Here is a 26,329-nt window from a genome sequence, read left to right on the forward strand (position 1 = left end):
CGGTCAGGGTCCGTGCTCCTCCACGACCGCCCGGGTGCGCTCCTCGTCCAGCTGGTACACGGTCTCGTGCGCCCGCGGGTCCCGCGCGTGGAAGGTGTGGAACATCGGGCTCGCCGGGCCGCCCAGCTCGACCAGCGAGGCGGAGGCGCCCCGCACCGCGCGCTCGGTGCCGTAGGGCGTCGTCAGGTCGATCCGGTTGACCACCCCAGGCGTCACCCACACCGGCACCGACCCCAGCATCCCGAAGAGCTGGAGGTGGTAGTGCCCGGTCAGGACGACCCGTACGTCACTCCCCCGGATCGCCGCCGCCAGCTCCTCGGCGTCGAGCAGTCCGAAGACCGGCTGGGTGACGGACAGGCCGAGGCTGATCGGCGGGTGATGGAAGGCGAGGACCGTGCCGTGCTCGGCCGGGGTGCGCAACACCTCGCGCAACCAGTCCAGTTGGGCCGTGCCGATCCGGCCGTACACCTTGCCCGGCACGAGTGAGTCGAGGGTGACGAACCGGTAGCCGCCGACCGCGCTCACCGCGGCCCGCTCCGCCGCGCCGGTCTCCAGCACGGCCTCGGGCTCGGCATGCCCGCTGCCCAGCACCTTGCCGAAGGCCTCGCGCTCGTCGTGGTTGCCGGTGGTGTAGAAGACGGGCGCTTGCAGGGGCCGGGCGAACTCCCCGACGAGTTCCCGCACCGCCGCGTACGCCTCGACATCCCCCGCGTCGGCGATGTCCCCGGTGACGACGATCGCGTCGACGTCCCGCAGGTGCCGCAGCTCGGCGAGCATCAGCCGCAGGGAGTCGGTGGCGTTGACGCCGTTCCGGTTGGGGGCGTCGGTGCGCTCCACATGGGTGTCCGAGAGCTGCACGATCCGCATGTCACGCCACGGTAGCGGGAGTCGGGGACCACGTCAGCGGGGAGGACGACCCCGGGAAAGGCCGCCCTCCACCGACCCACGGCGAACCGGAAGCCGTCAGCTCAGCGACTTCAGCGCCGCCGCGTCGTACGGCTGGAGCTCGTCGAAGCGCCCCGCGAGCACCTTCGCCGCCCACTGCGGGTCCTGAAGCAGCGCCCGCCCGACGGCGACCATGTCGTACTCCTCTCGCTCCAGCGCGTCGAGCAGGTCCTCGATCCCCTTGACCGGCGACCCCTCGCCCATGAACCCGCGGATGAAGTCCCCGTCGAGCCCGACCGACCCGACCGTGATCGTCGTCTTCCCGGTCAGCTTCTTCGTCCAGCCGGCCAGGTTGAGGTCGGACCCGTCGAACTCCGGCAGCCAGTAGCGGCGGGTGGAGGCGTGGAAGGCGTCCACACCGGCGGCGGCCAGCGGCGTGAGGATCGCCTCCAGCTCCTCCGGCGTCTCGGCGAGCCGCGCCTGGTACGCCTCCTGCTTCCACTGCGAGTACCGGAAGACGATCGGGAACTCGGCCGACACCGTCTCCCGTACGGCCGCCACGATCTCCGCCGCGAACTTCGTACGGGCGACCGGGTCACCGCCGTAGGAGTCGCCCCGCCGGTTGGTGCCCGCCCACAGGAACTGGTCGAGGAGGTAGCCGTGGGCGCCGTGCAGCTCCACACCGTCGAAGCCGATGCGCTCCGCGGCCGCCGCGGCCTGCGCGAACGCGCCGATGACGTCGTCGAGGTCGCGCTGGGTCATCGCCTTGCCGGTGGGCTCGTCGGCGCCGATCCGCAGGCCCGAGGGGCCGACGGCGGGGGCGTCGGCGTAGGGCGGCTGGCCCTGCTCACGCACCATGCCGATGTGCCACAGCTGCGGGACGATGGTGCCGCCCGCCGCGTGCACCTGCTCGGCGACCTTCGCCCAGCCGGCCAGCTGCTCCTCGCCGTGGAACCGCGGGATGCGGTCGCTCTGCCCGGCCGACTCGTGGCCGACGTAGGTGCCCTCGGTGACGATCAGGCCGACTCCGGCGGCCGCGCGGCGCGCGTAGTACGACGCCACGTCCTCGCCCGGGACGCCGCCCGGGGAGAAGGCACGGGTCATGGGCGCCATCGCGATGCGGTTCGGGACGGTCAGGCCGTTGATGTGGGCCGGGCGGGAGAGGATCTCGGCGGCGCGGGAGGCGGCCGGGGTGGTGGCGGGGGCGGTCACGTGGGGGTACTCCTTGGTATGTGCATGCGCATAGACAAGTCCCCAACATCAACAGTCACGGGCGGCACCGCATTTCCCCTCGGTCCGTGACCCCGCCCACACATGACAGAAGCCCGCCCCACATCTCGTGGGACGGGCTTCTCGCGGAGCGCCGGGCAGGCCTTGCACCTGCATTTCCCCGCAGGAAGCGGGGCGTCTTTCCTTGGACCACCAACGCGTAGTCGACCGACGGGAGTTCACGTCGGGCGGCTCGTGATCAACTATAGCGCAAGAAAAGACCGGAGGCGGCCACCCCCTGTTCCCAGGAAGGGCCGCCCCCGGCAAGGACGTTGATCAACCGTCAGGCCTCACGGCCCGGAGTCGATCAGAAGTCCATGTCACCGCCCGGCATACCGCCACCGGCGGGCGCGGCGGCCTTCTCCGGCTTGTCGGCGATGACGGCCTCGGTGGTGAGGAAGAGCGCGGCGATGGAGGCGGCGTTCTGCAGAGCGGAACGCGTGACCTTCGCCGGGTCGATGATGCCTTCCTTGACCAGGTCGACGTACTCGCCGGTCGCGGCGTTCAGGCCGTGGCCCGGGGTCAGGTTGCGCACCTTCTCCACCACGACACCGCCCTCGAGGCCGGCGTTGACGGCGATCTGCTTCAGCGGGGCCTCCAGGGCGAGCTTGACGGCGGCAGCGCCGGTCGCCTCGTCACCCTCCAGCTCCAGCTTCTCGAAGACACCGGAGGCCTGGAGCAGGGCCACGCCACCACCGGCGACGATGCCCTCCTCGACGGCCGCCTTCGCGTTGCGCACGGCGTCCTCGATGCGGTGCTTGCGCTCCTTGAGCTCGACCTCGGTCGCGGCACCGGCCTTGATGACGGCGACGCCACCGGCGAGCTTGGCCAGGCGCTCCTGGAGCTTCTCGCGGTCGTAGTCCGAGTCGCTGTTCTCGATCTCGGCGCGGATCTGGTTCACGCGGCCGTTGACCTGGTCCGAGGAACCGGCACCGTCGACGATGGTGGTCTCGTCCTTGGTGATGACGACCTTGCGGGCGCGGCCCAGGAGGTCCAGGGTCGCGTTCTCCAGCTTGAGGCCGACCTCCTCGGAGATGACCTCGCCGCCCGTGAGGATGGCGATGTCGCCGAGCATGGCCTTGCGGCGGTCACCGAAGCCCGGGGCCTTGACGGCGACGGACTTGAAGGTGCCGCGGATCTTGTTGACGACCAGGGTCGACAGGGCCTCGCCCTCGACGTCCTCGGCGATGATCAGCAGCGGCTTGCCCGACTGCATGACCTTCTCCAGGAGCGGGAGCAGGTCCTTGACGGAGCCGATCTTGGAGTTGGCGATCAGGATGTACGGGTCGTCGAGCGACGCCTCCATCCGCTCCATGTCGGTGGCGAAGTACGCCGAGATGTAGCCCTTGTCGAAGCGCATACCCTCGGTGAGCTCCAGCTCCAGACCGAAGGTCTGGGACTCCTCGACGGTGATGACGCCTTCCTTGCCGACCTTGTCCATCGCCTCGGCGATGAGCTCGCCGATCTGGGTGTCGGCGGCGGAGATGGAGGCCGTGGAAGCGATCTGCTCCTTGGTCTCGACATCCTTGGCCTGCTCGAGCAGGGCGGCGGAGACGGCCTCGACGGCCTTCTCGATACCGCGCTTGAGGGCCATCGGGTTGGCGCCGGCGGCTACGTTGCGCAGGCCTTCCTTGACGAGGGCCTGGGCGAGCACGGTCGCGGTGGTCGTACCGTCACCGGCGACGTCGTCCGTCTTCTTGGCGACTTCCTTGACCAGCTCGGCGCCGATCTTCTCGTACGGGTCCTCGAGTTCGATCTCCTTGGCGATGGAGACACCATCGTTGGTGATCGTGGGGGCGCCCCACTTCTTCTCGAGGACGACGTTGCGGCCCTTGGGGCCGAGCGTCACCTTGACGGCGTCCGCGAGCTGGTTCATGCCGCGCTCGAGGCCGCGCCGCGCCTCCTCGTCGAACGCGATGATCTTGGCCATGTGAAGTGGTCCCTCCAGGACTGGGGGTGATTCCTTCGGACCGCGCCCGCGCCCGCGACGGACGGCTCGCACACCTCGTGGGTTCCTTCCCCACCCGGCCTGCGGGCCTCACCGACCCGGTCCTTCGTTGTCACTCTCACCTTCAGAGTGCTAACGCCAATGATTAGCACTCGACCCCTGCGAGTGCAAGCGCCTCTCGGGTACTGGCCAGGGCCCGGCGCGGCCCCCGGCGCGCCCCCGACCCCGCCCCCGGACATACCGAAGGGCCCGTACCCATGACTCCCCATGGGGTACGAGCCCTTCGTCGAAGAAAAGAAGAACGACGCTGTTGTTACCCGGCGCGTGCTTCAGCCAGTCGCGAGACGGACCATGTCCGCCTGCGGCCCCTTCTGACCCTGCGAGATCTCGAACTCGACCCGCTGGCCCTCTTCAAGGGTGCGGTAACCGTCCATCTGGATCGCGCTGTAGTGGACGAATACATCCGCACCACCGTCGACCGCGATGAAGCCGTACCCCTTCTCCGCGTTGAACCACTTGACGGTGCCCTGAGCCATGCCTAACTCCCCTATTACTGGCCCTTGCACGGATCCGCACTTCGCGGATCCGGGTCAGACCTCACCCCCCACATGGTTGGGGGCGTGCGCCGGAACGCGTCGACCGCGGCTGAATGTATCTGTCCAACTGCCGTCTGCAACAGGTCAATCGGACGAGAATTCTGGACGGAAGGGGTCCGGAATGTAGTGAGAATTCGCCCGAATTCGGGGCAAGTCGGGCCCCATAAAGGGCGCATAAGGCGCATAAGACGCACACACTTTGGCTACTTCTCATCGCATGTGGAGCGAGAACTCATATGCGTGCGGCAAGGAGAATGCCGCTGGTTCCCCAACTGTACCGCGCTCAACCATAGAGAATTGCCCCCTCCGCTTCTCTCACGGAGGGGGCAATCAGTTGAACACTCGGTCATCACTATTACCGAAGGTAATGACCAGTCATACGGTCACCCGCCGGCGACCGCCGGGATGATCGAGACTCCGGCCCCGTCGGGCGTCGCCGTCTCCAGCCCCTGCTCGAAGCGCACGTCGTCGTCATTCACGTACACATTGACGAACCGCCGCAGCTTGCCCTGGTCGTCGAGAACGCGGGCCGCGATACCGGTGTGGTTCTTCTCCAGATCGGCGATGACCTCGGCGAGGGTCCCACCCTCGGCCTGCACCTCGGCCTGACCGCCGGTGTAGGTGCGCAGGATGGTGGGGATGCGGACGTTGACGCTCATGCGAGGCCAGCCTCTCGGAAAGAGTCGAGGTTCGGACGGATCGTGGCGGTGAGCCCGGTACCGGCCACCGCGTCCAGGGTCTTGAGACCGTCGCCGGTGTTCAGCACCACCGTGGTCTTCGTCGGGTCGAGGACACCGTTCTCGATCAGCTTGCGGGTCACACCCACGGTCACGCCACCGGCGGTCTCCGCGAAGATGCCCTCGGTCCGGGCCAGCAGCTTGATCGCGTCCACGACCTGCTCGTCGTTGACGTCCTCCACCGCACCCCCCGTGCGCCGGGCGATGTCCAGCACATACGGCCCGTCCGCCGGGTTCCCGATCGCCAGCGACTTGGCGATGGTGTTCGGCTTCTGCGGCCGTACGACGTCGTGCCCCGCCTTGTACGCGACGGACACCGGGGAGCACCCCTCCGCCTGCGCGCCGAAGATCTTGTACGGCTTGTCCTCGACGAGCCCGAGCTTGATCAGCTCCTGGAGCCCCTTGTCGATCTTCGTGAGCTGCGAGCCGGAGGCGATCGGCACGACCAGCTGGTCGGGGAGCCGCCAGCCGAGCTGCTCGCAGATCTCGTACGCCAGCGTCTTGGAGCCCTCGGCGTAGTAGGGCCGCAGGTTGACGTTGACGAAGCCCCAGCCCTCGCCGGCCGGGTCGCCGATCAGCTCGGAGCAGAAGCGGTTCACGTCGTCGTAGTTGCCCTCGATGCCGACGAGCTCGCCGCCGTAGATCGCGGCCATGACGACCTTGCCCTGCTCCAGGTCGTGCGGGATGAACACGCACGAGCGCAAGCCGGCGCGGGCCGCGGCGGCACCCACCGCGCCGGCGAGGTTGCCGGTGGAGGAGCAGGACAGGGTGGTGAAGCCGAACGCGCGTGCCGCCTCCAGGGCCTGCGCGACGACGCGGTCCTTGAAGGAGTGCGTCGGGTTGCCGGAGTCGTCCTTCACATACAGTCCGCCGGTGACGCCGAGCTCGCGGGCGAGGTTGTCGGCCTTGACGAGCTGGGTCCAGCCGGGGTTGATGTTGGGCTTGTCCGCCACGTCCGCGGGGACGGGCAGCAGCGGGGCGTAGCGCCAGATGTTGGAAGGTCCCGCCTCGATCTTCTTACGGAGTTCCTCGGTTTCGTAGGCCGAGAAGTCGTACGCGATCTCAAGCGGGCCGAAACACTCCTCGCAGGCGAAGACCGGGCCGAGCGGGACGCGGTGGCCGCACTCGCGGCAGCTCAGTGCCGCGGCGGGACCCAGGTCGACGGAGTTCGTGGTGCTTGCAACAGTCTGCGCAGCCATGGAGGCGAGGCCCTTTCTCCTCATCTTCCTCACGACGCGTTTCGCCGTGAGACGGATTTGGCACCTTCCCTAGCCGGGAGCCTCGCGGAACGATCAACAGTGATCTACGAGAACCGACTGGAGGGTTGCCGGGGCTTCATCGGGCCGTATCCCTCTGCCCCTCTGGATGAGCGGTATGAAGTTGTGGTCGGCGGGCCGTCCAGGACATGCGATGGTCACCCGCGTTGTTCAAGACTGTAACCGACAACCAGGACAGTTGAGATAGTCCGTCCGAACCGCGAGACGGATCACACGGACCACACACGAAGGAGCCGCCTACGTGCTGGAAGAAGTCGAGCGCTGGCTGAGCACCCGCTCCTGGTCGGTGACCGATCGCCCGCTCCACCAGATCATGGCCGCCAAGCAGCGCAGCGGGCAGACGGTCAGTGTCGTGCTGCCGGCGCTGAACGAGGAGGAGACCGTCGGTGACATCGTCGCGGTCATCCGTCACGACCTCATGCAGCAGGTGCCCCTGGTCGACGAGATCGTCGTCGTCGACTCCGGCTCCACCGACCGCACCTCCGAGGTCGCGGCCGCGGCCGGCGCCACCGTCGTGCACCGCGACGAGATACTCCCCCACCTGCCGGCCGTGCCCGGCAAGGGCGAGGTGCTGTGGCGCTCCCTGCTGGTCACCCGCGGGGACATCGTCTGTTTCATCGACGCCGACCTGAAGGAGTTCTCCTCGGACTTCGTCTCCGGCATCGTCGGCCCGCTGCTCACCGATCCCGGGGTCGACCTGGTCAAGGGCATGTACGACCGTCCCCTGGGCGGCGCCGCGGGCCAGGGCGGCCGGGTCACCGAGCTGATGGCGCGCCCGCTGCTGAACATGCACTGGCCGCAGCTGGCCGGGTTCGTCCAGCCGCTGGGCGGCGAGTACGCGGCCCGCCGCAGCCTCCTCGAACAGCTCCCGTTCCCCGTCGGGTACGGCGTGGAGCTGGGCATGCTGGTCGACGCGCTGCACCTGGTGGGCCTGGACGCCCTCGCCCAGGTCGACGTCGGCGTCCGCAAACACCGCCACCAGGACGGCCAGGCCCTGGGCCGCATGTCGGCGGCGATCTACCGCACGGCCCAGCTCAGACTGGCCCGAGGCCACCTGATCCGCCCGTCCCTGACCCAGTTCGAACGAGGCGAGAACGGCTTCGAGCCACGGACGTACTCGGTGGACACGGAGGAACGCCCACCGATGACGGAAATCCCGGAGTACATGAAACGAAGGGCGGCGTAGACCTACCAGGGGCGCGGGGAACTGCGCGCCAAGCCCCCACCGGCCCGCAGCCGACCATGCGCCCACGGGAACGTTTGAGCGGTTGCACCCTGGGCTAGATGTCGAGTCATGGCTCCCTCGCACAACGCCCACGTACTGGTCGCGTCCAATCGAGGCCCCGTCTCGTACGACGCAGGCGCTGACGGCTCGCTGCAAGCGAAGCGCGGCGGCGGCGGCCTGGTCTCCGGCCTCTCGGCCATCGGCCCCGACGCCGGCGCCCTGTGGGTGTGCTCGGCGCTCTCCGACGGCGACCGCGAGGCCGTCCGGCAGGGCGTCGGCGAGGACGGCGTGCGGATGCTCGCGATCCCGGCCGACGTGCACGCGGACGCGTACAACGGCATCGCCAACTCGGTGCTCTGGTTCGTCCACCACCTGCTCTACCAGACCCCGCTGGAGCCGGTCTTCGACGCGGAGTTCCGGCGCCAGTGGGCGTCGTACGAGACGTACAACCGCGCCTTCGCGGAGGCGCTGGCGGAGGAGGCGGCCGAGGGGGCGGCGGTCCTGGTGCAGGACTACCACCTGTGCCTGGTGCCGGGCATGCTCCGCGAGCTCCGTCCCGACCTGCGGATCAGCCACTTCTCGCACACGCCGTGGGCGCCGGTGGACTACTTCCGGATGCTGCCGGACGACATCGCCGAGCAGCTGCTGCGGGGCATGCTCGGCGCCGACCGGCTCGGTTTCCTCACCCGCCGGTGGGCGGACGCGTTCACGGCCTGCTGCGCCGCGGTCGTGGACGGGCTCGGGGACACGCAGGTCGGGGTGCACGGGCTGGGCGCGGACGCGGACTTCCTGCGGGAGCGGTCGCACGCGGCCGATGTCGAGGAACGCATCGTCGGTCTGCGCGAGGAGATCGGCGCGGGCCGGAAGACGATCGTGCGGGTGGACCGCACCGAGCTGTCGAAGAACATCGTGCGCGGGCTGCTGGCCTACCGGCGGCTGCTGGAGTCGCGGCCCGAGTGGCGGGAGCGGGTCGTGCACGTGGCGTTCGCGTACCCGTCCCGGCAGGACCTCGCGGTGTACCGGGACTACACCGCCGAGGTGCAGCGGGTCGCGGACGAGATCAACGACCAGTTCGGCACACCGGGCTGGACGCCGGTCGTGCTGCACGTCAAGGACGACTTCGCGCGCTCGCTCGCCGCGTACCGGCTGGCCGACGTGGCCCTGGTCAACCCGATCCGCGACGGCATGAACCTGGTCGCGAAGGAGGTGCCGGTGGTCTCCGACGAGGGGTGCGCGCTGGTGCTGTCGCGGGAGGCCGGGGCGCACGAGGAGCTGGGCGAGGACGCGATCACGGTCAATCCGTACGACGTGGAGCAGACGGCGACGGCTCTGCACGAGGCCCTGACCCTGCCGGCCCACGACCGCGCCGAAGGCGCGAAGCGGCTGGCCGCGGCGGCCACCGCGCTGCCTCCGGCCCAGTGGTTCCTGGACCAGTTGAACGCGCTGAAGGCACTGGACGCATGAGCCTTCCGACGCCCAGCACCCCCGCCGGCCGCGACGGTCTCCAGGCGCTCCTCTCGCACCCGCGCGGCGCGGTGATCGGGCTCGACTTCGACGGGACGCTCGCACCGATCGTGGCAGATCCGGAGCGGGCGCGGGCGCACCCCGAGGCCGTCCAGGTCCTCGCCGCCCTCGCCCCGAAGGTGGCGTCCGTGGCGGTGATCACGGGCCGCCCGGCCGAGGTCGCGGTGCGCTACGGCGGCTTCGCGGGGGTCGCCGGTCTGGAACACCTCACGGTCCTCGGCCACTACGGCGCGGAGCGCTGGGACGCGGCCACGGGTGAGGTCACGGCACCTGAACCGCACCCTGGGGTGGCGGCGGTCCGCGCCGAACTGCCCGCCCTCCTCGACGGCACCGGCGCCTGGATCGAGGAGAAGGGCGGCCGGGCGGTGGCCGTCCACACCCGCCGGGCCCCCGACCCGCAGGCCGCCTTCGACGCCCTGCGCACCCCGCTCACCGACCTGGCCGTCCGGCACGGCCTGATCGTGGAGCCCGGCCGGCTGGTCCTGGAGCTGCGGCCACCGGGCATGGACAAGGGCGTGGCCCTGCTGACCCACGTCCGCGAGCTGTCCGCCACCTCCGTCCTCTACGGCGGCGACGACCTCGGCGACCTCCCGGCCTTCTCCACCGTCGAAGACCTCCGCACCACCGGCACCCCCGGCCTCCTGGTGTGCAGCGGCAGCGACGAGGTCACGGAACTGCGCAAACGGGCCGACCTGGTGGTCGACGGCCCGGAGGGCGTGGTGGGGTTGCTGCGCGACTTGGCGGACCGACTCGGCTGACCCGTCCCACCACCGGACGGCCGGAGGTCCCGGGGCCGTCCGGCTCGGCGGACGGGGCACCTGCTCGGCCAAGCCTGCTAGGCCGACGCCCGCTCGCTCCGTCGCCTCCGGCAGCGGGCCACCGCACCGGCTCACCCCGGTACCCGTCCGCAAGCCCGGCCCTTCGAGACCCGTGCGGCCGCCGGAGGCTACCGCTCCGAGCGGCGGGCCTCGCGCACCCTCCGCAGCCGGTTCACCGTGACCGGGTCGAAGGCCAGGGCGCGTTCGTCGTCCAGCAGGGCGTTGAGGAGCTGGTAGTAGCGCACCGGCGCCAGGCCCAGCTCCTCGCGTATCGCGCGCTCCTTGGCGCCGGGGCCGGAAAAGCCGCGGCGCTCCAGGGCGAGGACGTCCCGCTCCCTGCGGTCCAGCTCCGGATGCTCCATGCCGGAAACCGTAACCCCCGCCACCGACAGCGCGGCTACTCCGCGTTCTGGGCGGTCAGCTGGAGCTCCCGCAGCACGGCGTCGGGGCTGCCGCCGGGACTCACCGCCGACCCGATCCGCTTCTTCACGGCCGCGCTGACCGACGCCCAGGACGTCTTGCCCACCGGCGGCAGCTCGGAGGCGGGCAGGGCGTCGAGGAAGGGCTTGAGGTCGGCGTCCCGGGAGGCCCGGCTCATCGCCGTGGACGCGGAGTTGGTCACCGGCAGCAGGTCGTACTCCCGTGAGAAGGCGAGCACGTTCTTCTCGCTGTACACGAAGTCGAGGAAGTCCCCCACCTGCTCGGCGTGGCCGTTCTTCTTGAAGGCCATCATCCAGTCGGCGACGCCCATGGAGTTCTTGGTCGGCCCGTCGGCGCCCGGCATGGGCACCATCCCGAACTTCACCCCCTTCGCGGCGGCGGTCTTCATCAGCGAGGGATGCCCGTTGAGCATGCCGACGTCCCCCGCTGCGAACGCCGAGAACGCGGCGGCCCGGTTGAGGTTCTCCGGCGCGACGGGCCCGGTCAGCCCCTTGTCGACGAGGTCGTCCTTGAGCCAGGTCAGCGTCGCGACGTTCTCGTCGGAGTCGATGCCGTACGTCCCGACGGAGTCGATGTAGCCGCCGCCCCCGCTCAGCAGCCACTGCATGGTCTCGGCCTGCGCCTCCTCCGGGCCGAGCGGCAGCGCGTACGGGTACTTCACCCCGTCCGCCTTGAGCGCCTCGGCGTCGGCGGCGAGCTGCTGCCACGTCTTGGGCGGGGTGAGCCCGGCGTCGGCGAAGAGGGTCTTGTTGTAGAAGAGGAGCCGGGTGGACGCGGCGAACGGCATCCCGTACTGCATCCCGTTGATCCGCCCGGCGGCACCGAGCTGCGCGACGAAGTCGGCCTGTTCGCGGATGCCGATCAGGTCGTCGGCCTTGTAGAGCAGGCCCTTGTCCGCGTAGTCGGCGTAGGCGCCGATCTGCGCCATGTCGGGCGCCTCGCCGGCGTCCACGAGCTCCTTGACCTCGCGGTCGACGTCGGTCCAGGAGTACACGCTGACGTCGATCTTCACGCCGGAGTGCTTGGCCTCGTACTCCTTGACGAGCTTGTCCCAGTACTTCCGGGAGCTGTTGGCCGAGCTGTCGCCGTAGTCGGCGGCGACCAGTTTCAGCGTCACCTCGTCCGATCCGCCGCCCAGCCCGCAGCCTCCCAGCACCGCCGTCATCCCCAGTGCGGACACCGCCGCGATCGTTCCCGTCCTACGCCGCCGCACCGACAACCGCCCCAAACCTACGTTCGAAAACTTTCGAAAAGTCATACATATCTCCGTCCTAAGGTCTACACCACGTAAGTGGACTAGACCTCTCACGGGTCCAAGGGTCACACTGTCCCCCGTGAGACATGTCATCGCCCTCGACGTGGGCGGCACCGGGATGAAGGCGGCCTTGGTCGGCGCGGGCGGCGAGCTCCTGCACCGGGCCCGCCGCGCGACCGGACGCGAGCGCGGACCGGACGCGGTCGTCGACGGCATCCTCGACTTCGCCGCCGAGCTGCGCGCGTACGGCACCGAGCGGTTCGGGGCCCCCGCGCTCGCGGCCGGCGTCGCCGTCCCCGGCATCGTCGACGAGGAGCACGGCGTCGCCGCCTACTCCGCCAACCTTGGCTGGCGGGACGTCCCGCTGCGCACGCTGCTCACCGACCGCCTCGGCGGCGCCCCGGTCGCCCTCGGCCACGACGTCCGCACCGGCGGTCTCGCGGAGGGCCGCATCGGCGCGGGCAAGGGCACCGACCGCTTCCTCTTCGTCGCCCTGGGCACCGGCATCGCGGGCGCCATCGGCATCGCCGGCCGGGTGGAGGCGGGCGCGCACGGCTTCGCGGGCGAGATCGGCCACATCGTCGTACGGCCCGGCGGCATCCCCTGCCCCTGTGGCCAGCGGGGCTGCCTGGAGCGCTACGCCTCCGCAGCCGCGGTCAGCGAGGCCTGGGCCGCGGTCACCGGGACCCCGGAGGCGGACGCTGCGGACTGCGCGCGAGCGGTGGACGCCGAGGACCCGAAGGCCCGGGAGGTCTGGCAGCACGCCGTGGACACCCTGGCCGACGGCCTGACCACCGCCCTCACCCTCCTGGACCCCCGCACCCTGATCATCGGTGGCGGCCTGGCGGAGGCGGGGGAAACCTTGTTCACACCGCTGAGGGAAGCGGTACGGCAGCGGATCACCTTCCAGAAGCCACCGACGATCGTCCCCGCGGCCCTGGGCGACACCGCGGGCTGCTTGGGTGCCGGCCTCCTGGCCTGGGATCTCCTGGACAAGACCGACGGTACGGAGGGAACGCGCTGATGGCAGCCCACCCAGGGGCGCGGGGAACTGCGCGATCAACCACACACGACCCGCACCCCGCAACCGGCAAGGCGCCCCTCGTCCTGTCCGGCGCAACGGTCGTCCTCCCCACAGGAACCGTCGAAGACGGCCAAGTGATCATCGACGGCACCCGCATCACCGGTACCGCCCCAGAGAACGCCCAGGTCATTGACGTAACCGGCTACTGGCTCGTCCCCGGCTTCGTGGACCTGCACAACCACGGCGGCGGCGGAGCCTCCTTCACCTCGGGCACCCCCGAAGAGATCCTCAAGGGAATCCACACCCACCGGATCCACGGCACCACCACCCTCGTCGCCTCCACCGTCACCGGCGACATGGACTTCCTCGCCCAGCGCGCCGGCCTCCTGTCCGAGCTCGCCGAGCAGGGCGACCTCGCCGGCATCCACTTCGAGGGCCCCTTCATCTCCCCGTGCCGCAAGGGCGCGCACTCCGAGGCGCTGTTGCGCGACCCCGACCCCGCGGAGGTCCGCAAGCTGATCGACGCGGCGCGCGGACAGGCCCGGATGGTCACGCTGGCCACCGAACTCCCCGGCGGCCTCGACTCCGTACGGCTGCTCGCCGAGCACGGCGTCATCGCGGCGATCGGCCACACCGACGCGAGCTACGAGCAGACCGTGGAGGCCATCGACGCGGGCGCGACCGTGGCCACGCACCTCTTCAACGCGATGCCGCCCCTGGGCCACCGCGAGCCGGGCCCGATCGCCGCCCTGCTGGAGGACGAGCGGATCACGGTCGAGCTGATCAACGACGGCACGCATCTGCACCCGGCCGCGCTGCAACTGGCGTTCCACCACGCGGAGTCGGCACGGGTGGCGTTCATCACGGACGCGATGGACGCGGCCGGGTTCGGCGACGGCCGGTACATGCTCGGCCCGCTGGAGGTCGAGGTCAGCGAGGGGGTCGCCCGGCTCGTGGAGGGCGGCTCGATCGCCGGATCGACGCTCACCCTGGACCGCGCGTTCAAGCGGGCGGTGACCGTGGACGGGCTGCCCGTCGAGGACGTGGTCGCCGCGATCTCCGCCAACCCGGCCCGGCTGCTGGGGATGGCCGACCGCATCGGCTCCCTGGAGCCCGGCAAGGACGCCGACCTGGTCCTTCTCGACCATCAATTCGACCTCAAGGGCGTCATGCGCCGGGGTGAATGGGTGGTCGATCCCCAACTGGGGTGATGTGTCCAGCTGTTGACCCGGGGATCGTCCTGGGAGACTGGCCGGGCACATGTCCGTCTGTATTCGGGGGAGGTCGGCCCGGGTGATCCTCACGGTCACGCTGAACACCGCTCTCGACATCACCTATCGCGTACGGTCGCTGCGGCCGCACACCAGCCACCGGGTCACGGAGGTCGTCGAACGCCCGGGCGGCAAGGGGCTGAACGTGGCCCGGGTGCTGGCCGCGCTCGGCCACGAGGTGACGGTCACCGGCTTCACGGGCGGCGCGACCGGCCGTGCCGTCCAGGACCGGCTCACCACCGTGCCGGGGCTGGTGGACGCGCTGGTCCCGGTCACCGGCGCGACCCGGCGCACGATCGCGGTCGTGGACGAGCGGTCCGGCGACACCACGCAGCTCAACGAACCGGGTCCCACGGTGACGCAGGCGGAGTGGTCCGCCTTCCAGGAGGCGTACGAGGATCTCGTGCCGTCCGTCTCGGCGGTGGCCCTGTGCGGGAGCCTGCCGCCGGGGGTGCCGGTGGGCGCGTACGCGGGCCTGATCCGCACGGCGAAGGCGGCCGGGGTGCCGGTCCTGCTGGACACCAGCGGCGAGGCACTGCGCCGCGGGGTCGCCGCCCGCCCGGACATCCTCAAGCCGAACGCCGACGAACTGGCCGAACTGACGGGCTCCCACGACCCGCTCCGGGCGACCCAGGACGCGCGGCGCCGGGGAGCGCGGGCGGTCGTGGCATCCCTGGGCGGGGACGGCCTCCTCGCGACGACCCCCGAGGGCCGCTGGCGAGCCACCCCGCCGACCCACCTCCACGGCAACCCGACCGGCGCGGGCGACTCGGTAGCGGCGGGCCTGCTGTCCGGCCTGGTGCAGCAACTCCCGTGGCCGGACCGCCTGTCGAGGGCGGTCGCCCTGGCGGCGGCGACCGTACTGGCTCCGGTGGCAGGCGAGTTCGACCGTGCGGCCTACGAGGACCTGCTGGCGAGGGTGACGGTGACGGGGGAGATCAGCGCGGCGTGACGCCTACTGGTCCACGTTCTCCGTCACCCGGAACTGGTCGAGCAGGGCGTTGCACTGGTTGCCCTGCTGGCAGGAGAGCTGGATCGTGTTGGTGCCCTTGGTCAGGGAGACCTGGGCCCAGGTCTCCTGCCACTGGTTCGCGGGCAGCCCACCGAAGTTCTTCATGTTCAGCGGCCGGGAGGAGGGCTTCCCGTTGACCGTCACCGTGGCGTTGGCGTCCTCGGCGGGGAGGCCGTAGCGGACGTAGACCCGGTAGACGCCGGCCTTCTCGATGCCGTTGACGGTCCAGGTGACCGAGGCGCCGACCTGGTTGAAGCCCTGGACGTACACGCCCCCGTCGGACTTCGCACCCTTCACGTCGGACGCGGTGGTAGGGCCGCCCTCCAGCCGCATCGTCTTGACGTCGGCCTGCGGAAGGTCGGCCGCCGCGTCCGTGGAGGACGCCGAGGGGCTCGGCTCCGAGCTCTGTGACGCGCTCGGCGTCGTAGCCGCCTCGTTGCCGGTGTTCTTCTTGTCGTCGTCGCCGCCCAGCATGGCCACGCTGATACCGATGACGACCGCGGCGACCACCGCGATCGCGCCGATCAGCAGGCCCTTGGTGTTGGGACCGCCGCCGCGGCCGCCGCCCGAGCTGTGGCCCGGCATGGGCTGCTGGGTGGTGGGGGCCGAGCCCGGGAGGGTCTCAGGGGCGGCGTAGTGCGCGTTGGGCTGGCCGTAGGCGCCCTGCTGCTGCGGGACCTGGCCGTACGCCGCGGTCGGCGCGGTGGGAGCCTGCGGCTGCTGGCCGTACTGGCGCTGACCGACCGCGCGCACTCTGTTGACGGAGTTCGGGTAGCCGTAGCCGCCGGAGGGCGGTTGGGCCCCGTTGGCCTGGCCGTCGGCGTAGAGGTAGCCGAACGGGTCGTCGTCCTCGGGCGTGCTCGCCCCGTTGTTGCCGGACGTCATCCCTTGGTACTCCTCAAGCAGGTGCGATCGGATGCGATACGTGGAGTCAGAATGGCGAGCCTACCCGCTCCTGATGGCCCAAACGGGTGACTCGGATCGCATCGGCTCGCTGACCTGGGGCTCAGCCCGCGCGTCTGTGCTGTTTGGGACGAGATCGTTTCTCGACGTACATCCGCTCGTCGGCGGACTTCAACACTTCGTCCGCGGTCATGCCGCAGTGCGCCCAGCCGATACCGAAGCTGGCACCGACCCGCACGGCCCGTCCCTCGGCCCGGATGGGCTGGATGATCTCGTTGCGCAGGCGTACGGCGAGGTCGGCGGCGTCGGCCTTGCCGAGCCCGTCGGCGAGGATCACGAACTCGTCGCCGCCGAGCCGAGCCACGGTGTCGCCGTCGCGGACGCACTGGGACAGCCGCCGGGCGACCTCGATGAGGACCGCGTCGCCCGCGTTGTGCCCGAACCGGTCGTTGATGGACTTGAAGCCGTCGAGGTCGCAGAAGAGCACCGCGAGCCCCTTGGTGCCGTCGTCGCGCTCCCCCTGGGGGGCGGCGGTGTGCACATGGTGGTCGAAGGTGTCGTAGGCCTCCGCGCCACCCTGCCGGAAGTCGAAGCCGTGGCCGCCCGCGTCGAAGGCCGGGTGGCCGAAGGCCGCGTCGATGGGCTCCAGGGCGCCGGTGTGGGTGGGGCGCTGACAGAGCCGGGAGGACAGCCGGGCGCGCAGTTCGGCGGAGTTCGGCAGGCCGGTCAGCGAGTCGTGGGAGGCGCGGTGGGCGAGCTGCATCTCGCGCTGCTTGCGTTCCCCGATGTCCTCGACATGGGTGAGCAGGAAGCGCGGGCCGTCGGCGGCGTCGGCGACCACCGAGTTGCGCAGGGACACCCAGATGTACGTGCCGTCCCGGCGGCCGAGGCGGAGCTCCGCGCGCCCGCCCTCCGCGGAGGTGCGGAGCAGGGTGCCTATGTCCTCGGGGTGGACGAGGTCGGAGAAGGAGTAGCGGCGCATCGCGGAGGCGGGGCGACCCAGCAGGCGGCACAGGGCGTCGTTGGTGCGCAGGATCCGGCCGTGCTGGTCGCCGCCCATCTCGGCGATGGCCATGCCGGAGGGGGCGTACTCGAAGGCCTGCCGGAAGCTCTCCTCGCTGGCCCGCAGGGCCTGCTGCTCCCTTTCGAGCCTGACCAGTGCCCGCTGCATGTTGGCACGTAGACGCGCGTTGCTGATCGCGATGGCGGCCTGGAAGGCGTACATCTGGAGCGCTTCGCGGCCCCATGCGCCGGGCCTGCGGCCGTTGCGCGGCCGGTCCACGGAGAGCACGCCGATCAGCTCGCCGCACTGTCCGCCGGGCACGCTCGGCGTGTACATGGGCGCGAACAGCCGGTCGGAGGGGTGCCACTCGTCCTCGAAGCGGGGGGCGGGCCCGTCGGTGTACCACTGCGGGACGTCGTCGTCGTCGAGGACCCAGCCCTCGGTGTGCGGGATGAAGACCAGGTCGCCCCAGGTCTCCCCCATGCTCAGCCGGCGCTCCCAGGACTCGCGGGAACCCACCCGGCCGGTGATCAGCGCCTCGGCGGCCTGGTTCCCGGAGAAGGCGGCGACCACGAGGTCGCCGTCGGGGCGCACGAGATTGACGCACGCCAGTTCGTAACCGAGTGCGGTGACCACGCCGTTCGCGACGGTCTGCAGTGTGTCGGCCAGGCTACGGGCCGTGTTCATGTCGGCCATGACCTGGTGCAGTTGTCGCAGGGACGCAAGACGGACGTAGGGCTCCGACTCGGTCTCCATTGCTTGCCCTCCCCCCGAGACCTCGCAGCGAATCAAGGGTCATCTGTCCAGCCACTGAATCACAGCGCGCTGCCCGCTCGGTACACAGGGTCAACAATTGGTACCTCTTGTGACTCAAGTCACAGCAAAAGGTGAGCAATTGAGCGGGGTTTCTGCGTTTTTCCTGTGCGCTTACTGAACACAAACTTTGGGCGATTGTGGAGGCGCAGGTGGGCGGTCCGTCAGGAGACCTAGGTCCGGTCTCGGGCGGAGGCCCGATGCGCGGCACGCGCCGGCGACATTAGCGTTTCCGGCGTGTCGAACCCTCCCGCCCCCGCCGTCCCGATGATCCCCTCGCCCACCTCCGGGCATGCTGTGGGGGTGAGCAACGACGAGTTCCGCGCGGCCATGTCCCGGCTGGCCGCGGGCGTGGTCCTGGTGACCGCGTTCGAGCCCCCGCTCGACGCCGAGGGCCCCGGCGGCGAGGACGTCGGCATGACCGCCACGGCCTTCCTGTCGGTCTCCCTCGACCCGCCTCTGGTGCTGGTCAGCCTGCGTACCGGCTCCCGGATGGACGACCTGCTCGACGAGCAGCCGCACTGGGCGGTCTCGGTCCTGTCCGAGAGCCAGCGGCACATCGCCGGCCGCTTCGCCATGAAGGGCCGCATCAGCGACCGCCTCCTGTTCGAGGACATCCCGTACGTCCGCGGCGCGGCGACCGGCGCCGCACTCGTGGGCGGCGCGCTGGCCACCCTGGAGTGCCGCACCGAGCAGCGCGTCCAGGCCGGCGACCACACCCTGGTGATCGGCCGGGTCCTGACGGCGGACGTGCCGAGCGCGGACGGCGGACCGCTCGCCTATTTCCGGGGCAGGTACCGGCAGTTGGGATGAATTCCCGTCGCCGGGGCCCGATGCCGCGGCTTAAGGTCGCCGGATGACATTCGCACCACGCCTCGAAGAGATCACACCCGGGAATTTCGAAACCGCGACCGCTATACGCGTCCACCCCTACCAGGAATTCGCGGCCTCCCCCGTCATGCAGTCCCTCGCCGAGGCCTACGTCCACCCCCCGGGCGTTGCCTGGCCCCGTCTGATCGTCGACGGTGACCGCGCGGTCGGCTTCCTGATGGCGTTCCTCGACATCGACTGGCGCGGCGACGGCGGCTCCCTGATCCGCTCCGGCCTGTGGCGGCTGAACATCGCGGCCGACGCCCAGGGCAGCGGCTACGGCCGGTTCGCGGTCGAGTCGGTCGCCGCGGAGCTGCGCCGCCGGGGCACGAAGGAGCTGTACGTCACCTGGCACGAGGGCGAGAAGGGGCCGGCGGAGTTCTACCTCCGGCTCGGCTTCCGCCGGACCGGGAAGCTGAGCGGCGACGAGACGGTGGGGGTCCTGGACCTCGGGTGAGCCGTGTACGAACGTGAACGCGTCCGCTTTTCAGGGGCGCGGGGAACTGCGCGAGAAGCCCCGCCGGCCGGCACCGGGCAGACGACCGGTCACCCCCAGTCCCGGCCCTGCCGCCCCCGTTTCGTGTCCGACCGCGCCTTCTTCTCCCGCAACCGCCGCTCGTTGATCCCACGAGGGATCCGCGTGGGCCGCCGCGGCTTCGGCGGCGGCGCCGTCGCTTCCGCCAGCAGCGCCGCGAGGCGTACGGCGGCCGTCTCCCGGTTCCGCCACTGAGACCGGTGCTCGGAGGACCGTACGGTCACGACCCCGTCGACGAGCCGCGAGGCCAGCCTGTCGAGGGCCCGCTGCTTCCAGACGTCGGGCAGCGCCTCGGTGCGGGCGAGGTCGAAGCGGAGCTCCACCTGGGAGTCACTGGTGTTGACGTGCTGGCCGCCCGGACCGGACGACCGCGAGAAACGCCACATGAGCTCGGCCTCGGGAAGCGAGACGGAGCCGCGGATGACGTGAGGACCGGACATGGGGTCCATGTTCCCGCCCCTGACCGGTCCACGTCACCCCAATATCGCCCGTCCGCCGCCCGCGTCCGCTTGGGTAAAGAAAGTAAAGAAGCGGGGAACCTTCGACACCGCTCGCGGCGTTCATAGAGGTAGCTGTAGCTTCGTGCCCGTTACTTAACGAGGGAAGGGACTCCCAATAATGGCTGTAAGCCTGTCCAAGGGTGGCAACGTCTCGCTCACCAAGGAGGCTCCGGGCCTGACCGCCGTCACCGTGGGCCTCGGCTGGGACGTCCGCACCACCACCGGCACGGACTTCGACCTCGACGCCTCCGCGATCGCGGTCAACACGCAGGGCAAGGTCTACTCGGACGCCCACTTCGTGTTCTTCAACAACAAGCAGACCCCGGACAACACCATCGTCCACACCGGTGACAACCGCACCGGCGAGGGCGCGGGCGACGACGAGGCGATCAACGTCAACCTGGCCGGTCTCCCGGCCGACATCGACAAGATCGTCTTCCCGGTCTCGATCTACGACGCGGAGAACCGCTCGCAGAACTTCGGCCAGGTCCGCAACGCCTACATCCGCATCGTGAACCAGGCCGGCGGCGCCGAGATCGCCCGCTACGACCTCTCCGAGGACGCGGCCACGGAGACGGCGATGGTCTTCGGCGAGCTGTACCGCAACGGCGCGGAGTGGAAGTTCCGCGCGGTGGGCCAGGGCTACGCGTCCGGCCTGGTCGGCATCGCCCAGGACTTCGGGGTCAACGTCTGACGAGTTGCCACGCTGAGCTGAGCGGAAGCCCCCGGCCATACCGGCCGGGGGCTTCGACGTCAGGTCTGTGACACGAACGCGGTCCAGCCGGCCGGGGTGAAGGCCAGGCGGGGTCCGGCGGTGCCGTTCTCGGAATCGGACACCCGGGGTGACCGTCTGCCGTGTGTCCGACCGCCGGCGGCGGAGGGCGAGTCGGGTCGGAGGCTGGCGCTCGTGGACGTGTTCGCCGGTGTGGGCGGAAATCGGTGTCTCACCGTGTCCCGAGAACCCGGACTTCGGAGGCGCAGGCGGTCTTTCTCCAAGAACTCTCGGCTGAAAGAAACCCCACCAAGCCCCACCCCTCCTCCCGCCGCGAAGTCGCAGCTCACTCGTCTCACTCGCCCGGGTGAACATTGCCAACTCAGCTGGATTTCGGCCCGGTTGCTTGCTCTACAGTCGGCGCAACACAACCGCAGACATGCAACGGCCCTCGCCGGGACTGGCATCCCGATGCGAGGGCCTGACCACCAAGGAAGCAGCCCTTCCCGGTGGCGCCCACCAAGGAAAAAGGCCTTCCCGATGGACACCCAAAACCCTAGCGCGCCCTTGCGCGCCCGGTCCCGTACCGAGGGCAAAAACCACCCCCGCGTGGGTGGCCTCGTTCACGAGAACGCCCGTCACACCGAACGCTTCACAGTGATCGGCAACCACCTCGCCCAGCACCCCGAGCTCTCGCTCGTGGCGAGAGGGCTGGCCCTGTACATCCAGTCCCTCCCCGCCGGCGCTTCCGTGGACATCAAGACGCTCGCGTCCCGCTTCCCCGAGGGCAGGGACCGGATCGCCGCCGCCCTGCGGGACCTGGAGACCCACGGCTACCTGCGCCGCACCCGCGAACGCGCCCCCGGCGGCCGTATCGTCACCCGCACGGTCTCCTGCAACCGGCCCGGTCATCGCGGCCGGACCGGCGAGGACCAGGCCCCCGGCCCACCGAAGAAGCGGCAACCGCCCCGCAAGAAGCTCCTGCCCGCCGTACCGCAGCCGGGCTACCCGGCCCCCGCGCTCATCCAGCGGGCGATCGAGCTCCTGGCCACCCTCCGCCGCCACGACCCCCGCCTGCTCCTGTCGACCACGGACACGGAACACCTGGCCCCCGGAGTCGCCGCGTGGCTGGAACGGGACCTGACCCCCACCGCCGTACGGGATGCCCTGACCGCGTGCCTCCCGATGGAACCCCTGCACCGGCCTGCGGCCTTCCTGGCCCACCGCCTCACCGCCCAGCTGCCGCCCCTGCCCCCGATCCGGCCCCCGGCCCCACCCCGGGAGATCCCACACCCGCTCCAGGACTGCGACGGCTGCACCCGCGTCTTCCGTGCCCCCGAGCCAGGCCGCTGCCGCGACTGCCGTAACGACGGGGGGAGTCCGGGAGGCCCTGGGCACCTGTGATGAAACTGAGCCCAGTTCCCGTGAGAGGCGTGAAGAAACCAGGAAGATTGACTGTGTGTTCTTCGAATCGCCGGGCACGAGGAGCAGCGGAGGTTGATAACTATGGTTCCCCTGCTTGTCGTTCTGCTTCTGGCCCTGATCCTCTTCGGTGCGGGATTCGCGCTGAAGGCACTGTGGTGGCTCGCCGTCATCGTGCTGGTCGTCTGGCTGCTGGGCTTCGTGCTGCGCAGCGCGGACACAGGCGGCCGCAAGGGCCGCTGGTACCGCTGGTGACCTCAGAAGCAGCCGACCTGTAGGGCTCCGGGACCACCCGGGGCCCTACGGGTGCTGACGGCGTTCGGGGTCACGCGGTCGCGCCGAAGTCCTGGGTCCAGTAGAAGCCCGGCTGGGCCAGGCCGATGCCGATCTCCTTGAAGGCGCAGTTGAGGATGTTCGCCTTGTGGCCGGGGCTGTTCATCCAGCCGTCCATGACGCTCTCGGGGGAGTCGTAGCCGTAGGCGACGTTCTCGCCCGCCGTCCTGAACGCGTAGCCGACGCGGGTGAGGCGGTCGGCCATGGAGGAGCCGTCGGAGCCGGTGTGGGACATGTTCTGGTGGTCGGCCATGTCCTGGCTGTGATCCTGGGCGGCCTTGGTGAGCTTGGCGTTCTCGGTCAGCGGCGAGCAACCGGCCTTCGCGCGCTCGGCGTTGACGAGAGTGAGCACCTGGTCCGTGGGCCCCGGGTCCACGCTCGCGGCGGCGGCCCGGGGTGTGCCGCTGAAGGCCGTGGCCTTGGGGAAGCTCGACGGCGTGACGGGCGGCGTGGTCGCCGGGGTGGCGGTCGGGGTGCGGGACACCTTGGGAGATGTGCTCGGGGAAGGGCTCGCGGAGGCGGTCGGTGTGTCGGTCGGGGCGGCGGTGGTGGCCGTCGCCGACGACAAAGCGGTCGCGGATGCGAAAGCGGACGCCGAGGGTGTCGCGGCGGCCACCGGACGCGATGTCTCGCCCCATCCCCACCACTTGAACGAGGCGATGTTCCAGCCATCCGGCCCGATACCGCCCGCCTGCGCGGCGACGGGAATGCCCACGGCGCCGACGGTCAGCACGGCGGCTATGGCGCCCGCTCTCTTCCGGCGTTTCGGCTTCTGTCGGTGCCTGGGCATGCGTGACCCCATTCAGGTAGACCGGTATTCGACAGCAAACGTCACTGCAAAGCGGTGCCGCCTTCCGCAGCCCGTCGACGAGCCCGGTCATTATGTGGATCGGTGAGCACGGTGGGCAATGAATGCCCTAGCCGCAGCCGGGTTCACGCTCCGTGACGGCCCGGTCGACGCATCCGGATCTCTTCACATCCCCTGCGGCACCCGCACACACGCGTGACCAGGCCGAGCGCGCCCTTTCGCAACCGCGATCGCAACACCGGACGGTCGGCCGAATTTCCCGGTCCTGGTGACAGCATCCCGATTAGGCCCCAGAGGGGCACACTCACCCCTTATCGACACCGGGGCAATCAACGCCATCGACAACAATTCCGGCGTGACGCACATCACTACAACCTGACGGCGCCCGGCGGCGACCAGAAGGCAGTTCTACGGAACAGGGCCGTTCAGGACTCTCGCGGTGAAGGTGGCCAGATGGGCGCGGAGCGCTTCTCGGGGTGTGCCCTCGTGCCCGGCGAGGTGTTCGACGAGGTCGGCACGGATGGCGGCGAGGAGGGCGTGGGCGGTGAAGGCGGGCTCCGGGAGGCCGGGGATCCGGAGCGGTGGCGGGCCCGGTCGCACCGCTTCGAGCCGAGCCTCGTACAGCGCGTGGATCAGCCCGGTGCGGTCGCCGAAGGCCCGCGCCGCTCGTGGGGGGCGGGAGTGCACCGAGCCGCCGGCCGGCATGGACCGCGCCATCGCCGAGGGCGCCGAGGACCGCACGACCGGCGTGGTCCGGCGCGCCACCCGGGCGGCCACCGCTCGACTTCCGCACGGCGGTCGCCCGGGAATGGACGGACGTCGTCCGAACTCCGGTCAGAACACGCTGCTTCAGGCGCCGATCTTGTCCAGCTCGGTGAGGTCCTCGTCGGTGAGGGCGAGGCCCGCGCCGGTGATGTTCTCGCGCAGGTGGGCCACCGACGACGTGCCGGGGATGAGCAGGATGTTGGGGGATCGCCGGAGCAGCCAGGCCAGGGCTACCGCCATCGGCGTCGCCTCCAACCGGGTGGCCACGGCGGTCAGCGCCTCCGACTGCAGCGGGGTGAAGCCGCCGAGCGGGAAGAACGGCACGTAGGCGATGTTCTGGGCGGCGAGGTCGTCGATCAGTTCGTCGTCGTGGCGGTGGGCGAGGTTGTACAGGTTCTGGACGCACACGATCGGTGCGATCCCCTGCGCCTCGGCGACCTGTTGCGCGGTCGCGTTGCTCACGCCCAGGTGTCGGATCAGGCCCTGCCGCTGGAGTTCGGCGAGGGTCTCGAAGGGCTCGGCGAGCGAGCCGGGCCGGGGGCCCTGGGCGTCACCCAGCCGGAGATTGACCACGTCGAGCGCGTCCAGGCCGAGGTCCTCCAGGTTCTCGTGGACGGCCCGGCGCAGCTCCCCGGGCCGCCGGGCGGGAGGCCAGCCGCCCTGCGCGTCACGCACCGCGCCGACCTTGGTCACGATGTGCAGCGAGGCCGGACAGGGGTGCAGCGCTTCCCGGATGAGCCGGTTGGTGACGCGCGGTCCGTAGGCGCCTGCGGTGTCGATGTGGGTGATCCCTCGGTCCACGGCCTCCCGCAGGACGGCGAGCGCACCCTGACGGTCGGCGGGCGGTCCCATGACCCCGGGTCCGGCGAGCTGCATGGCGCCATAGCCGAAACGGGTGACGGTCAGGTCGCCCAGGGTCCAGGTGCCACCGGGCAGTGCGGCCGAAGGTGTGTGCATGACGGTGTCTCCCCTGCTGAGCCGAACGGGCGTCGTCGCTCCGACGGCATCGATGGTCACCCGCCCGGAAACGGCACCGCCAATACCGAACCGGTGCTCTGTCATACCCGGCGGGTATCACCGCCCGGTTAGGCTGGGCGCGTGGAGACCCTGGAGACCCGCGAGTTGAGGTACTTCCTGGCCGTCGCCGAGGAACTGCACTTCGGCCGTGCCGCCGTACGCCTGGGTATGGCCCAGCCGCCGCTCTCCCGAGCCATCCAGCAGTTGGAGCGGCGGCTCGGCGTCCGCCTGCTGGAACGCGACCGCCGTGGGGTCGCCCTGACCCGCGCCGGGGAGACGCTGCTGCACGAGGGCCGCGCGGCCCTGGAGGCGGTCACCGCCGCCGCGCGCCGCACCTCACGCGCCGGTGACACGGAGACCTCCGGCGGCCGCCGCACCCGGCTGGTGCTGGCCGTGAAGGCCGCCGACTCCCACGAACTGCTGCACAAACTCCTCGACGCATATGCGGCGGAGCCCGACGCGGTCGAGGTCGAGGTGCTGCCGAGCGGCACCTGCGAGCAGGGCGAGATGCTGCGCGACGGCCGCGCCGACGTGGCGCTCATGCACGCGCCGTTCAACTCCCTCGCCGGGTTCGACAGCGAGGAGCTGCTGACCGAGGGGCAGATCGCCGTCCTGCCCGCCGGGCATCCCCTCGCCGCACGCGCGACGCTGTCCCTGGCCGAGGTCACCGACGTCCCCGGCCTTCCGCTGGCCCGCTGGTCCCGCGACGGCGCCTACCCTCCCGGCCCGGGCCCCGAGATCCACGACCAGACCCAGCTCGCCCAACTGATCGCGCTCGGACGCACGGTGGCGGTCTTCCCCGACTCTGCCCGCGCCTGGCTGTGGGCCGAGCACACCGCCGTCCCCCTGACCGACGCCCCGCCCGTGGTCACCCACATAGCCTGGCCCGCCCACAGCCGCTCCCTCCCCCTCGCGAGCCTGATCCGCACGGCAACCCGGCTGTGAGACCTGCCCGTCGGGGTTACTCCTGTCGTGCCGAGCCCCTCTTGTCCTCGACGTGGACGACGCGCAGCTCGGTCCCGTCCCGGTGCCGCTTGGAACGCCCGAGGAGCCCGACGGCGATCTGCGACTCGTCCTGGGGCTCATCAGGGCCGACGTAGGTGAGGACGTCGTTGTGATGCCCGGTGACGACCCAACCCTCGACGCCCTCGGGGTCGATCACCCCGAAGTCCCCCGCCGAGGACCCGGCATGCGCCGGACCGAACTGCTTCAGGAGGTCCGTGGCCTGTTCGGCCAGGTCTCCTTCCGGAGCGGGCAGCACGACACACGTGCCGTGCTCGAACAGCACCCATGACTTGTGCGGGTCGGCGAGAAGCCGCTGCCAGACGTCTATCACCATCTCTGTGTTCACGCCGGACATCATGGC

The 26,329-nt window shown here is 70.5% G+C and carries 27 protein-coding genes and 1 riboswitch; of the genes, 12 read left to right on the forward strand and 15 right to left on the reverse strand.

Going from position 1 to position 26,329, the window contains the following annotated elements:
- Positions 1-3 precede the first annotated feature (3 nt).
- The 6 genes from AC2XR2_RS20585 to thrC form a co-directional block, all read right to left on the reverse strand.
- Positions 4-867 carry a metallophosphoesterase family protein gene (locus AC2XR2_RS20585; protein ID WP_491515943.1) on the reverse strand — a complete coding sequence of 288 codons (864 nt, stop codon included), beginning with the start codon at positions 865-867 and terminating at the stop codon, positions 4-6.
- A 96-nt stretch (positions 868-963) separates the two neighbouring features.
- Positions 964-2,097 (reverse strand): NADH:flavin oxidoreductase, encoded by a 1,134-nt coding sequence (locus tag AC2XR2_RS20590; RefSeq protein ID WP_449349116.1) that lies wholly within the window; start codon positions 2,095-2,097, stop codon positions 964-966.
- A gap of 364 nt (positions 2,098-2,461) precedes the next feature.
- Complete coding sequence (gene groL / locus AC2XR2_RS20595; RefSeq protein ID WP_164431322.1) at positions 2,462-4,084, reverse strand: chaperonin GroEL; 1,623 nt, start codon at positions 4,082-4,084, stop codon at positions 2,462-2,464.
- A gap of 347 nt (positions 4,085-4,431) precedes the next feature.
- The gene (locus tag AC2XR2_RS20600) at positions 4,432-4,638 is read right to left on the reverse strand and encodes a cold-shock protein (protein ID WP_007382895.1); all 207 of its coding nucleotides are present in this window, start codon (positions 4,636-4,638) and stop codon (positions 4,432-4,434) included.
- A 443-nt stretch (positions 4,639-5,081) separates the two neighbouring features.
- On the reverse strand, positions 5,082-5,357 hold the full coding sequence (locus AC2XR2_RS20605) for a MoaD/ThiS family protein (protein ID WP_020122860.1): 276 nt from the start codon (positions 5,355-5,357) through the stop codon (positions 5,082-5,084).
- Positions 5,354-6,634: a threonine synthase gene (gene thrC, locus AC2XR2_RS20610; protein WP_491515944.1), complete on the reverse strand. Its 1,281-nt coding sequence runs from the start codon at positions 6,632-6,634 to the stop codon at positions 5,354-5,356. Before thrC ends, AC2XR2_RS20605 begins: the two co-directional genes overlap by 4 nt.
- Before the next feature lie 17 nt (positions 6,635-6,651).
- Positions 6,652-6,807, reverse strand: a riboswitch (SAM riboswitch).
- Positions 6,808-6,953: 146 nt separating this feature from the next.
- Between thrC and AC2XR2_RS20615 the strand changes: the two genes are divergently transcribed.
- From AC2XR2_RS20615 to otsB, 3 genes are all read left to right on the forward strand, one after another.
- Positions 6,954-7,898: a glucosyl-3-phosphoglycerate synthase gene (locus AC2XR2_RS20615; RefSeq protein ID WP_381299700.1), complete on the forward strand. Its 945-nt coding sequence runs from the start codon at positions 6,954-6,956 to the stop codon at positions 7,896-7,898.
- 108 nt (positions 7,899-8,006) lie between these two features.
- Positions 8,007-9,401, forward strand: a complete 1,395-nt coding sequence (locus tag AC2XR2_RS20620) for an alpha,alpha-trehalose-phosphate synthase (UDP-forming) (protein WP_491515945.1) — start codon at positions 8,007-8,009, stop codon at positions 9,399-9,401.
- Complete coding sequence (otsB, locus tag AC2XR2_RS20625) at positions 9,398-10,219, forward strand: trehalose-phosphatase (protein ID WP_381299702.1); 822 nt, start codon at positions 9,398-9,400, stop codon at positions 10,217-10,219. Before AC2XR2_RS20620 ends, otsB begins: the two co-directional genes overlap by 4 nt.
- A gap of 188 nt (positions 10,220-10,407) precedes the next feature.
- On the opposite strand, the gene AC2XR2_RS20630 is transcribed toward otsB, so the two are convergent.
- Both AC2XR2_RS20630 and AC2XR2_RS20635 read right to left on the reverse strand, forming a co-directional pair.
- Positions 10,408-10,641 (reverse strand): DUF3263 domain-containing protein, encoded by a 234-nt coding sequence (locus AC2XR2_RS20630; protein WP_330266064.1) that lies wholly within the window; start codon positions 10,639-10,641, stop codon positions 10,408-10,410.
- A 35-nt stretch (positions 10,642-10,676) separates the two neighbouring features.
- A complete protein-coding gene (locus AC2XR2_RS20635) occupies positions 10,677-11,933 on the reverse strand; it encodes an ABC transporter substrate-binding protein (RefSeq protein ID WP_491515946.1) in 1,257 nt (418 codons plus the stop codon).
- 121 nt (positions 11,934-12,054) lie between these two features.
- Between AC2XR2_RS20635 and AC2XR2_RS20640 the strand changes: the two genes are divergently transcribed.
- The 3 genes from AC2XR2_RS20640 to AC2XR2_RS20650 all read left to right on the forward strand — a co-directional run bounded on the left by AC2XR2_RS20640 (position 12,055) and on the right by AC2XR2_RS20650 (position 15,222).
- Positions 12,055-12,999 (forward strand): ROK family protein, encoded by a 945-nt coding sequence (locus tag AC2XR2_RS20640; RefSeq protein ID WP_381299703.1) that lies wholly within the window; start codon positions 12,055-12,057, stop codon positions 12,997-12,999.
- Positions 12,999-14,210 (forward strand): N-acetylglucosamine-6-phosphate deacetylase, encoded by a 1,212-nt coding sequence (gene nagA / locus AC2XR2_RS20645; protein WP_491515947.1) that lies wholly within the window; start codon positions 12,999-13,001, stop codon positions 14,208-14,210. The genes AC2XR2_RS20640 and nagA overlap by 1 nt, the downstream gene beginning before the upstream one ends.
- An 82-nt stretch (positions 14,211-14,292) precedes the next feature.
- Positions 14,293-15,222 (forward strand): 1-phosphofructokinase family hexose kinase, encoded by a 930-nt coding sequence (locus AC2XR2_RS20650; RefSeq protein WP_491515948.1) that lies wholly within the window; start codon positions 14,293-14,295, stop codon positions 15,220-15,222.
- 3 nt (positions 15,223-15,225) lie between these two features.
- Here the strand turns inward: AC2XR2_RS20650 and AC2XR2_RS20655 are convergent, their stop codons facing one another.
- Both AC2XR2_RS20655 and cdgB read right to left on the reverse strand, forming a co-directional pair.
- Positions 15,226-16,167, reverse strand: a complete 942-nt coding sequence (locus AC2XR2_RS20655) for a carbohydrate-binding protein (RefSeq protein ID WP_381299705.1) — start codon at positions 16,165-16,167, stop codon at positions 15,226-15,228.
- Between the two features lie 121 nt (positions 16,168-16,288).
- On the reverse strand, positions 16,289-17,944 hold the full coding sequence (gene cdgB, locus AC2XR2_RS20660; RefSeq protein WP_381299706.1) for a diguanylate cyclase CdgB: 1,656 nt from the start codon (positions 17,942-17,944) through the stop codon (positions 16,289-16,291).
- Between the two features lie 324 nt (positions 17,945-18,268).
- Here cdgB and AC2XR2_RS20665 point away from each other — a divergent pair, with 324 nt between their 5' ends.
- Together AC2XR2_RS20665 and AC2XR2_RS20670 are read left to right on the forward strand one after the other, a co-directional pair.
- Positions 18,269-18,814: a flavin reductase family protein gene (locus AC2XR2_RS20665; RefSeq protein ID WP_381299739.1), complete on the forward strand. Its 546-nt coding sequence runs from the start codon at positions 18,269-18,271 to the stop codon at positions 18,812-18,814.
- Between the two features lie 43 nt (positions 18,815-18,857).
- On the forward strand, positions 18,858-19,328 hold the full coding sequence (locus AC2XR2_RS20670) for a GNAT family N-acetyltransferase (protein ID WP_491515949.1): 471 nt from the start codon (positions 18,858-18,860) through the stop codon (positions 19,326-19,328).
- Between the two features lie 89 nt (positions 19,329-19,417).
- On the opposite strand, the gene arfB is transcribed toward AC2XR2_RS20670, so the two are convergent.
- Positions 19,418-19,846: an alternative ribosome rescue aminoacyl-tRNA hydrolase ArfB gene (gene arfB / locus AC2XR2_RS20675; RefSeq protein WP_491515950.1), complete on the reverse strand. Its 429-nt coding sequence runs from the start codon at positions 19,844-19,846 to the stop codon at positions 19,418-19,420.
- Between the two features lie 178 nt (positions 19,847-20,024).
- Here arfB and AC2XR2_RS20680 point away from each other — a divergent pair, with 178 nt between their 5' ends.
- The 3 genes from AC2XR2_RS20680 to AC2XR2_RS20690 all read left to right on the forward strand — a co-directional run bounded on the left by AC2XR2_RS20680 (position 20,025) and on the right by AC2XR2_RS20690 (position 22,295).
- A complete protein-coding gene (locus AC2XR2_RS20680) occupies positions 20,025-20,600 on the forward strand; it encodes a TerD family protein (RefSeq protein ID WP_059195829.1) in 576 nt (191 codons plus the stop codon).
- A gap of 558 nt (positions 20,601-21,158) precedes the next feature.
- Positions 21,159-22,022 (forward strand): helix-turn-helix domain-containing protein, encoded by an 864-nt coding sequence (locus AC2XR2_RS20685; RefSeq protein WP_491515951.1) that lies wholly within the window; start codon positions 21,159-21,161, stop codon positions 22,020-22,022.
- A 102-nt stretch (positions 22,023-22,124) separates the two neighbouring features.
- Complete coding sequence (locus AC2XR2_RS20690) at positions 22,125-22,295, forward strand: hydrophobic protein (protein ID WP_123761582.1); 171 nt, start codon at positions 22,125-22,127, stop codon at positions 22,293-22,295.
- A gap of 70 nt (positions 22,296-22,365) precedes the next feature.
- On the opposite strand, the gene AC2XR2_RS20695 is transcribed toward AC2XR2_RS20690, so the two are convergent.
- From AC2XR2_RS20695 to AC2XR2_RS20705, 3 genes are all read right to left on the reverse strand, one after another.
- Positions 22,366-23,163, reverse strand: a complete 798-nt coding sequence (locus tag AC2XR2_RS20695) for a CAP domain-containing protein (protein ID WP_491515952.1) — start codon at positions 23,161-23,163, stop codon at positions 22,366-22,368.
- Between the two features lie 426 nt (positions 23,164-23,589).
- A complete protein-coding gene (locus AC2XR2_RS20700; RefSeq protein WP_491518469.1) occupies positions 23,590-23,898 on the reverse strand; it encodes a hypothetical protein in 309 nt (102 codons plus the stop codon).
- Positions 23,899-24,030: 132 nt separating this feature from the next.
- A complete protein-coding gene (locus AC2XR2_RS20705; protein ID WP_491515953.1) occupies positions 24,031-24,903 on the reverse strand; it encodes an aldo/keto reductase family oxidoreductase in 873 nt (290 codons plus the stop codon).
- Positions 24,904-25,044: 141 nt separating this feature from the next.
- On the opposite strand from AC2XR2_RS20705, the gene AC2XR2_RS20710 reads away from it, so the two are divergent.
- On the forward strand, positions 25,045-25,908 hold the full coding sequence (locus AC2XR2_RS20710; protein ID WP_491515954.1) for a LysR family transcriptional regulator: 864 nt from the start codon (positions 25,045-25,047) through the stop codon (positions 25,906-25,908).
- Positions 25,909-25,924: 16 nt separating this feature from the next.
- Here the strand turns inward: AC2XR2_RS20710 and AC2XR2_RS20715 are convergent, their stop codons facing one another.
- Positions 25,925-26,326, reverse strand: coding sequence for a hypothetical protein (locus AC2XR2_RS20715; protein ID WP_381299714.1), 402 nt, complete (start codon positions 26,324-26,326; stop codon positions 25,925-25,927).
- Positions 26,327-26,329: the final 3 nt, after the last annotated feature.

Source organism: Streptomyces sp. LS-MS-L19 (genome assembly GCF_058382285.1).

Excerpts from the sequence above, each read along its gene's own strand:
- AC2XR2_RS20585 (WP_491515943.1), bottom strand. The coding sequence starts at position 867 with ATGCGGATCGTGCAGCTCTCGGACACCCATGTGGAGCGCACCGACGCC.
- groL (WP_164431322.1), bottom strand. The coding sequence starts at position 4,084 with ATGGCCAAGATCATCGCGTTCGACGAGGAGGCGCGGCGCGGCCTCGAG.
- AC2XR2_RS20600 (WP_007382895.1), bottom strand. The coding sequence starts at position 4,638 with ATGGCTCAGGGCACCGTCAAGTGGTTCAACGCGGAGAAGGGGTACGGC.
- AC2XR2_RS20605 (WP_020122860.1), bottom strand. The coding sequence starts at position 5,357 with ATGAGCGTCAACGTCCGCATCCCCACCATCCTGCGCACCTACACCGGC.
- thrC (WP_491515944.1), bottom strand. The coding sequence starts at position 6,634 with ATGGCTGCGCAGACTGTTGCAAGCACCACGAACTCCGTCGACCTGGGT.
- AC2XR2_RS20620 (WP_491515945.1), top strand. The coding sequence starts at position 8,007 with ATGGCTCCCTCGCACAACGCCCACGTACTGGTCGCGTCCAATCGAGGC.
- otsB (WP_381299702.1), top strand. The coding sequence starts at position 9,398 with ATGAGCCTTCCGACGCCCAGCACCCCCGCCGGCCGCGACGGTCTCCAG.
- AC2XR2_RS20630 (WP_330266064.1), bottom strand. The coding sequence starts at position 10,641 with ATGGAGCATCCGGAGCTGGACCGCAGGGAGCGGGACGTCCTCGCCCTG.
- nagA (WP_491515947.1), top strand. The coding sequence starts at position 12,999 with ATGGCAGCCCACCCAGGGGCGCGGGGAACTGCGCGATCAACCACACAC.
- AC2XR2_RS20655 (WP_381299705.1), bottom strand. The coding sequence starts at position 16,167 with ATGACGTCCGGCAACAACGGGGCGAGCACGCCCGAGGACGACGACCCG.
- cdgB (WP_381299706.1), bottom strand. The coding sequence starts at position 17,944 with ATGGAGACCGAGTCGGAGCCCTACGTCCGTCTTGCGTCCCTGCGACAA.
- AC2XR2_RS20665 (WP_381299739.1), top strand. The coding sequence starts at position 18,269 with ATGATCCCCTCGCCCACCTCCGGGCATGCTGTGGGGGTGAGCAACGAC.
- AC2XR2_RS20670 (WP_491515949.1), top strand. The coding sequence starts at position 18,858 with ATGACATTCGCACCACGCCTCGAAGAGATCACACCCGGGAATTTCGAA.
- arfB (WP_491515950.1), bottom strand. The coding sequence starts at position 19,846 with ATGTCCGGTCCTCACGTCATCCGCGGCTCCGTCTCGCTTCCCGAGGCC.
- AC2XR2_RS20680 (WP_059195829.1), top strand. The coding sequence starts at position 20,025 with ATGGCTGTAAGCCTGTCCAAGGGTGGCAACGTCTCGCTCACCAAGGAG.
- AC2XR2_RS20685 (WP_491515951.1), top strand. The coding sequence starts at position 21,159 with ATGGACACCCAAAACCCTAGCGCGCCCTTGCGCGCCCGGTCCCGTACC.
- AC2XR2_RS20690 (WP_123761582.1), top strand. The coding sequence starts at position 22,125 with ATGGTTCCCCTGCTTGTCGTTCTGCTTCTGGCCCTGATCCTCTTCGGT.
- AC2XR2_RS20695 (WP_491515952.1), bottom strand. The coding sequence starts at position 23,163 with ATGCCCAGGCACCGACAGAAGCCGAAACGCCGGAAGAGAGCGGGCGCC.
- AC2XR2_RS20700 (WP_491518469.1), bottom strand. The coding sequence starts at position 23,898 with ATGGCGCGGTCCATGCCGGCCGGCGGCTCGGTGCACTCCCGCCCCCCA.
- AC2XR2_RS20705 (WP_491515953.1), bottom strand. The coding sequence starts at position 24,903 with ATGCACACACCTTCGGCCGCACTGCCCGGTGGCACCTGGACCCTGGGC.
- AC2XR2_RS20715 (WP_381299714.1), bottom strand. The coding sequence starts at position 26,326 with ATGATGTCCGGCGTGAACACAGAGATGGTGATAGACGTCTGGCAGCGG.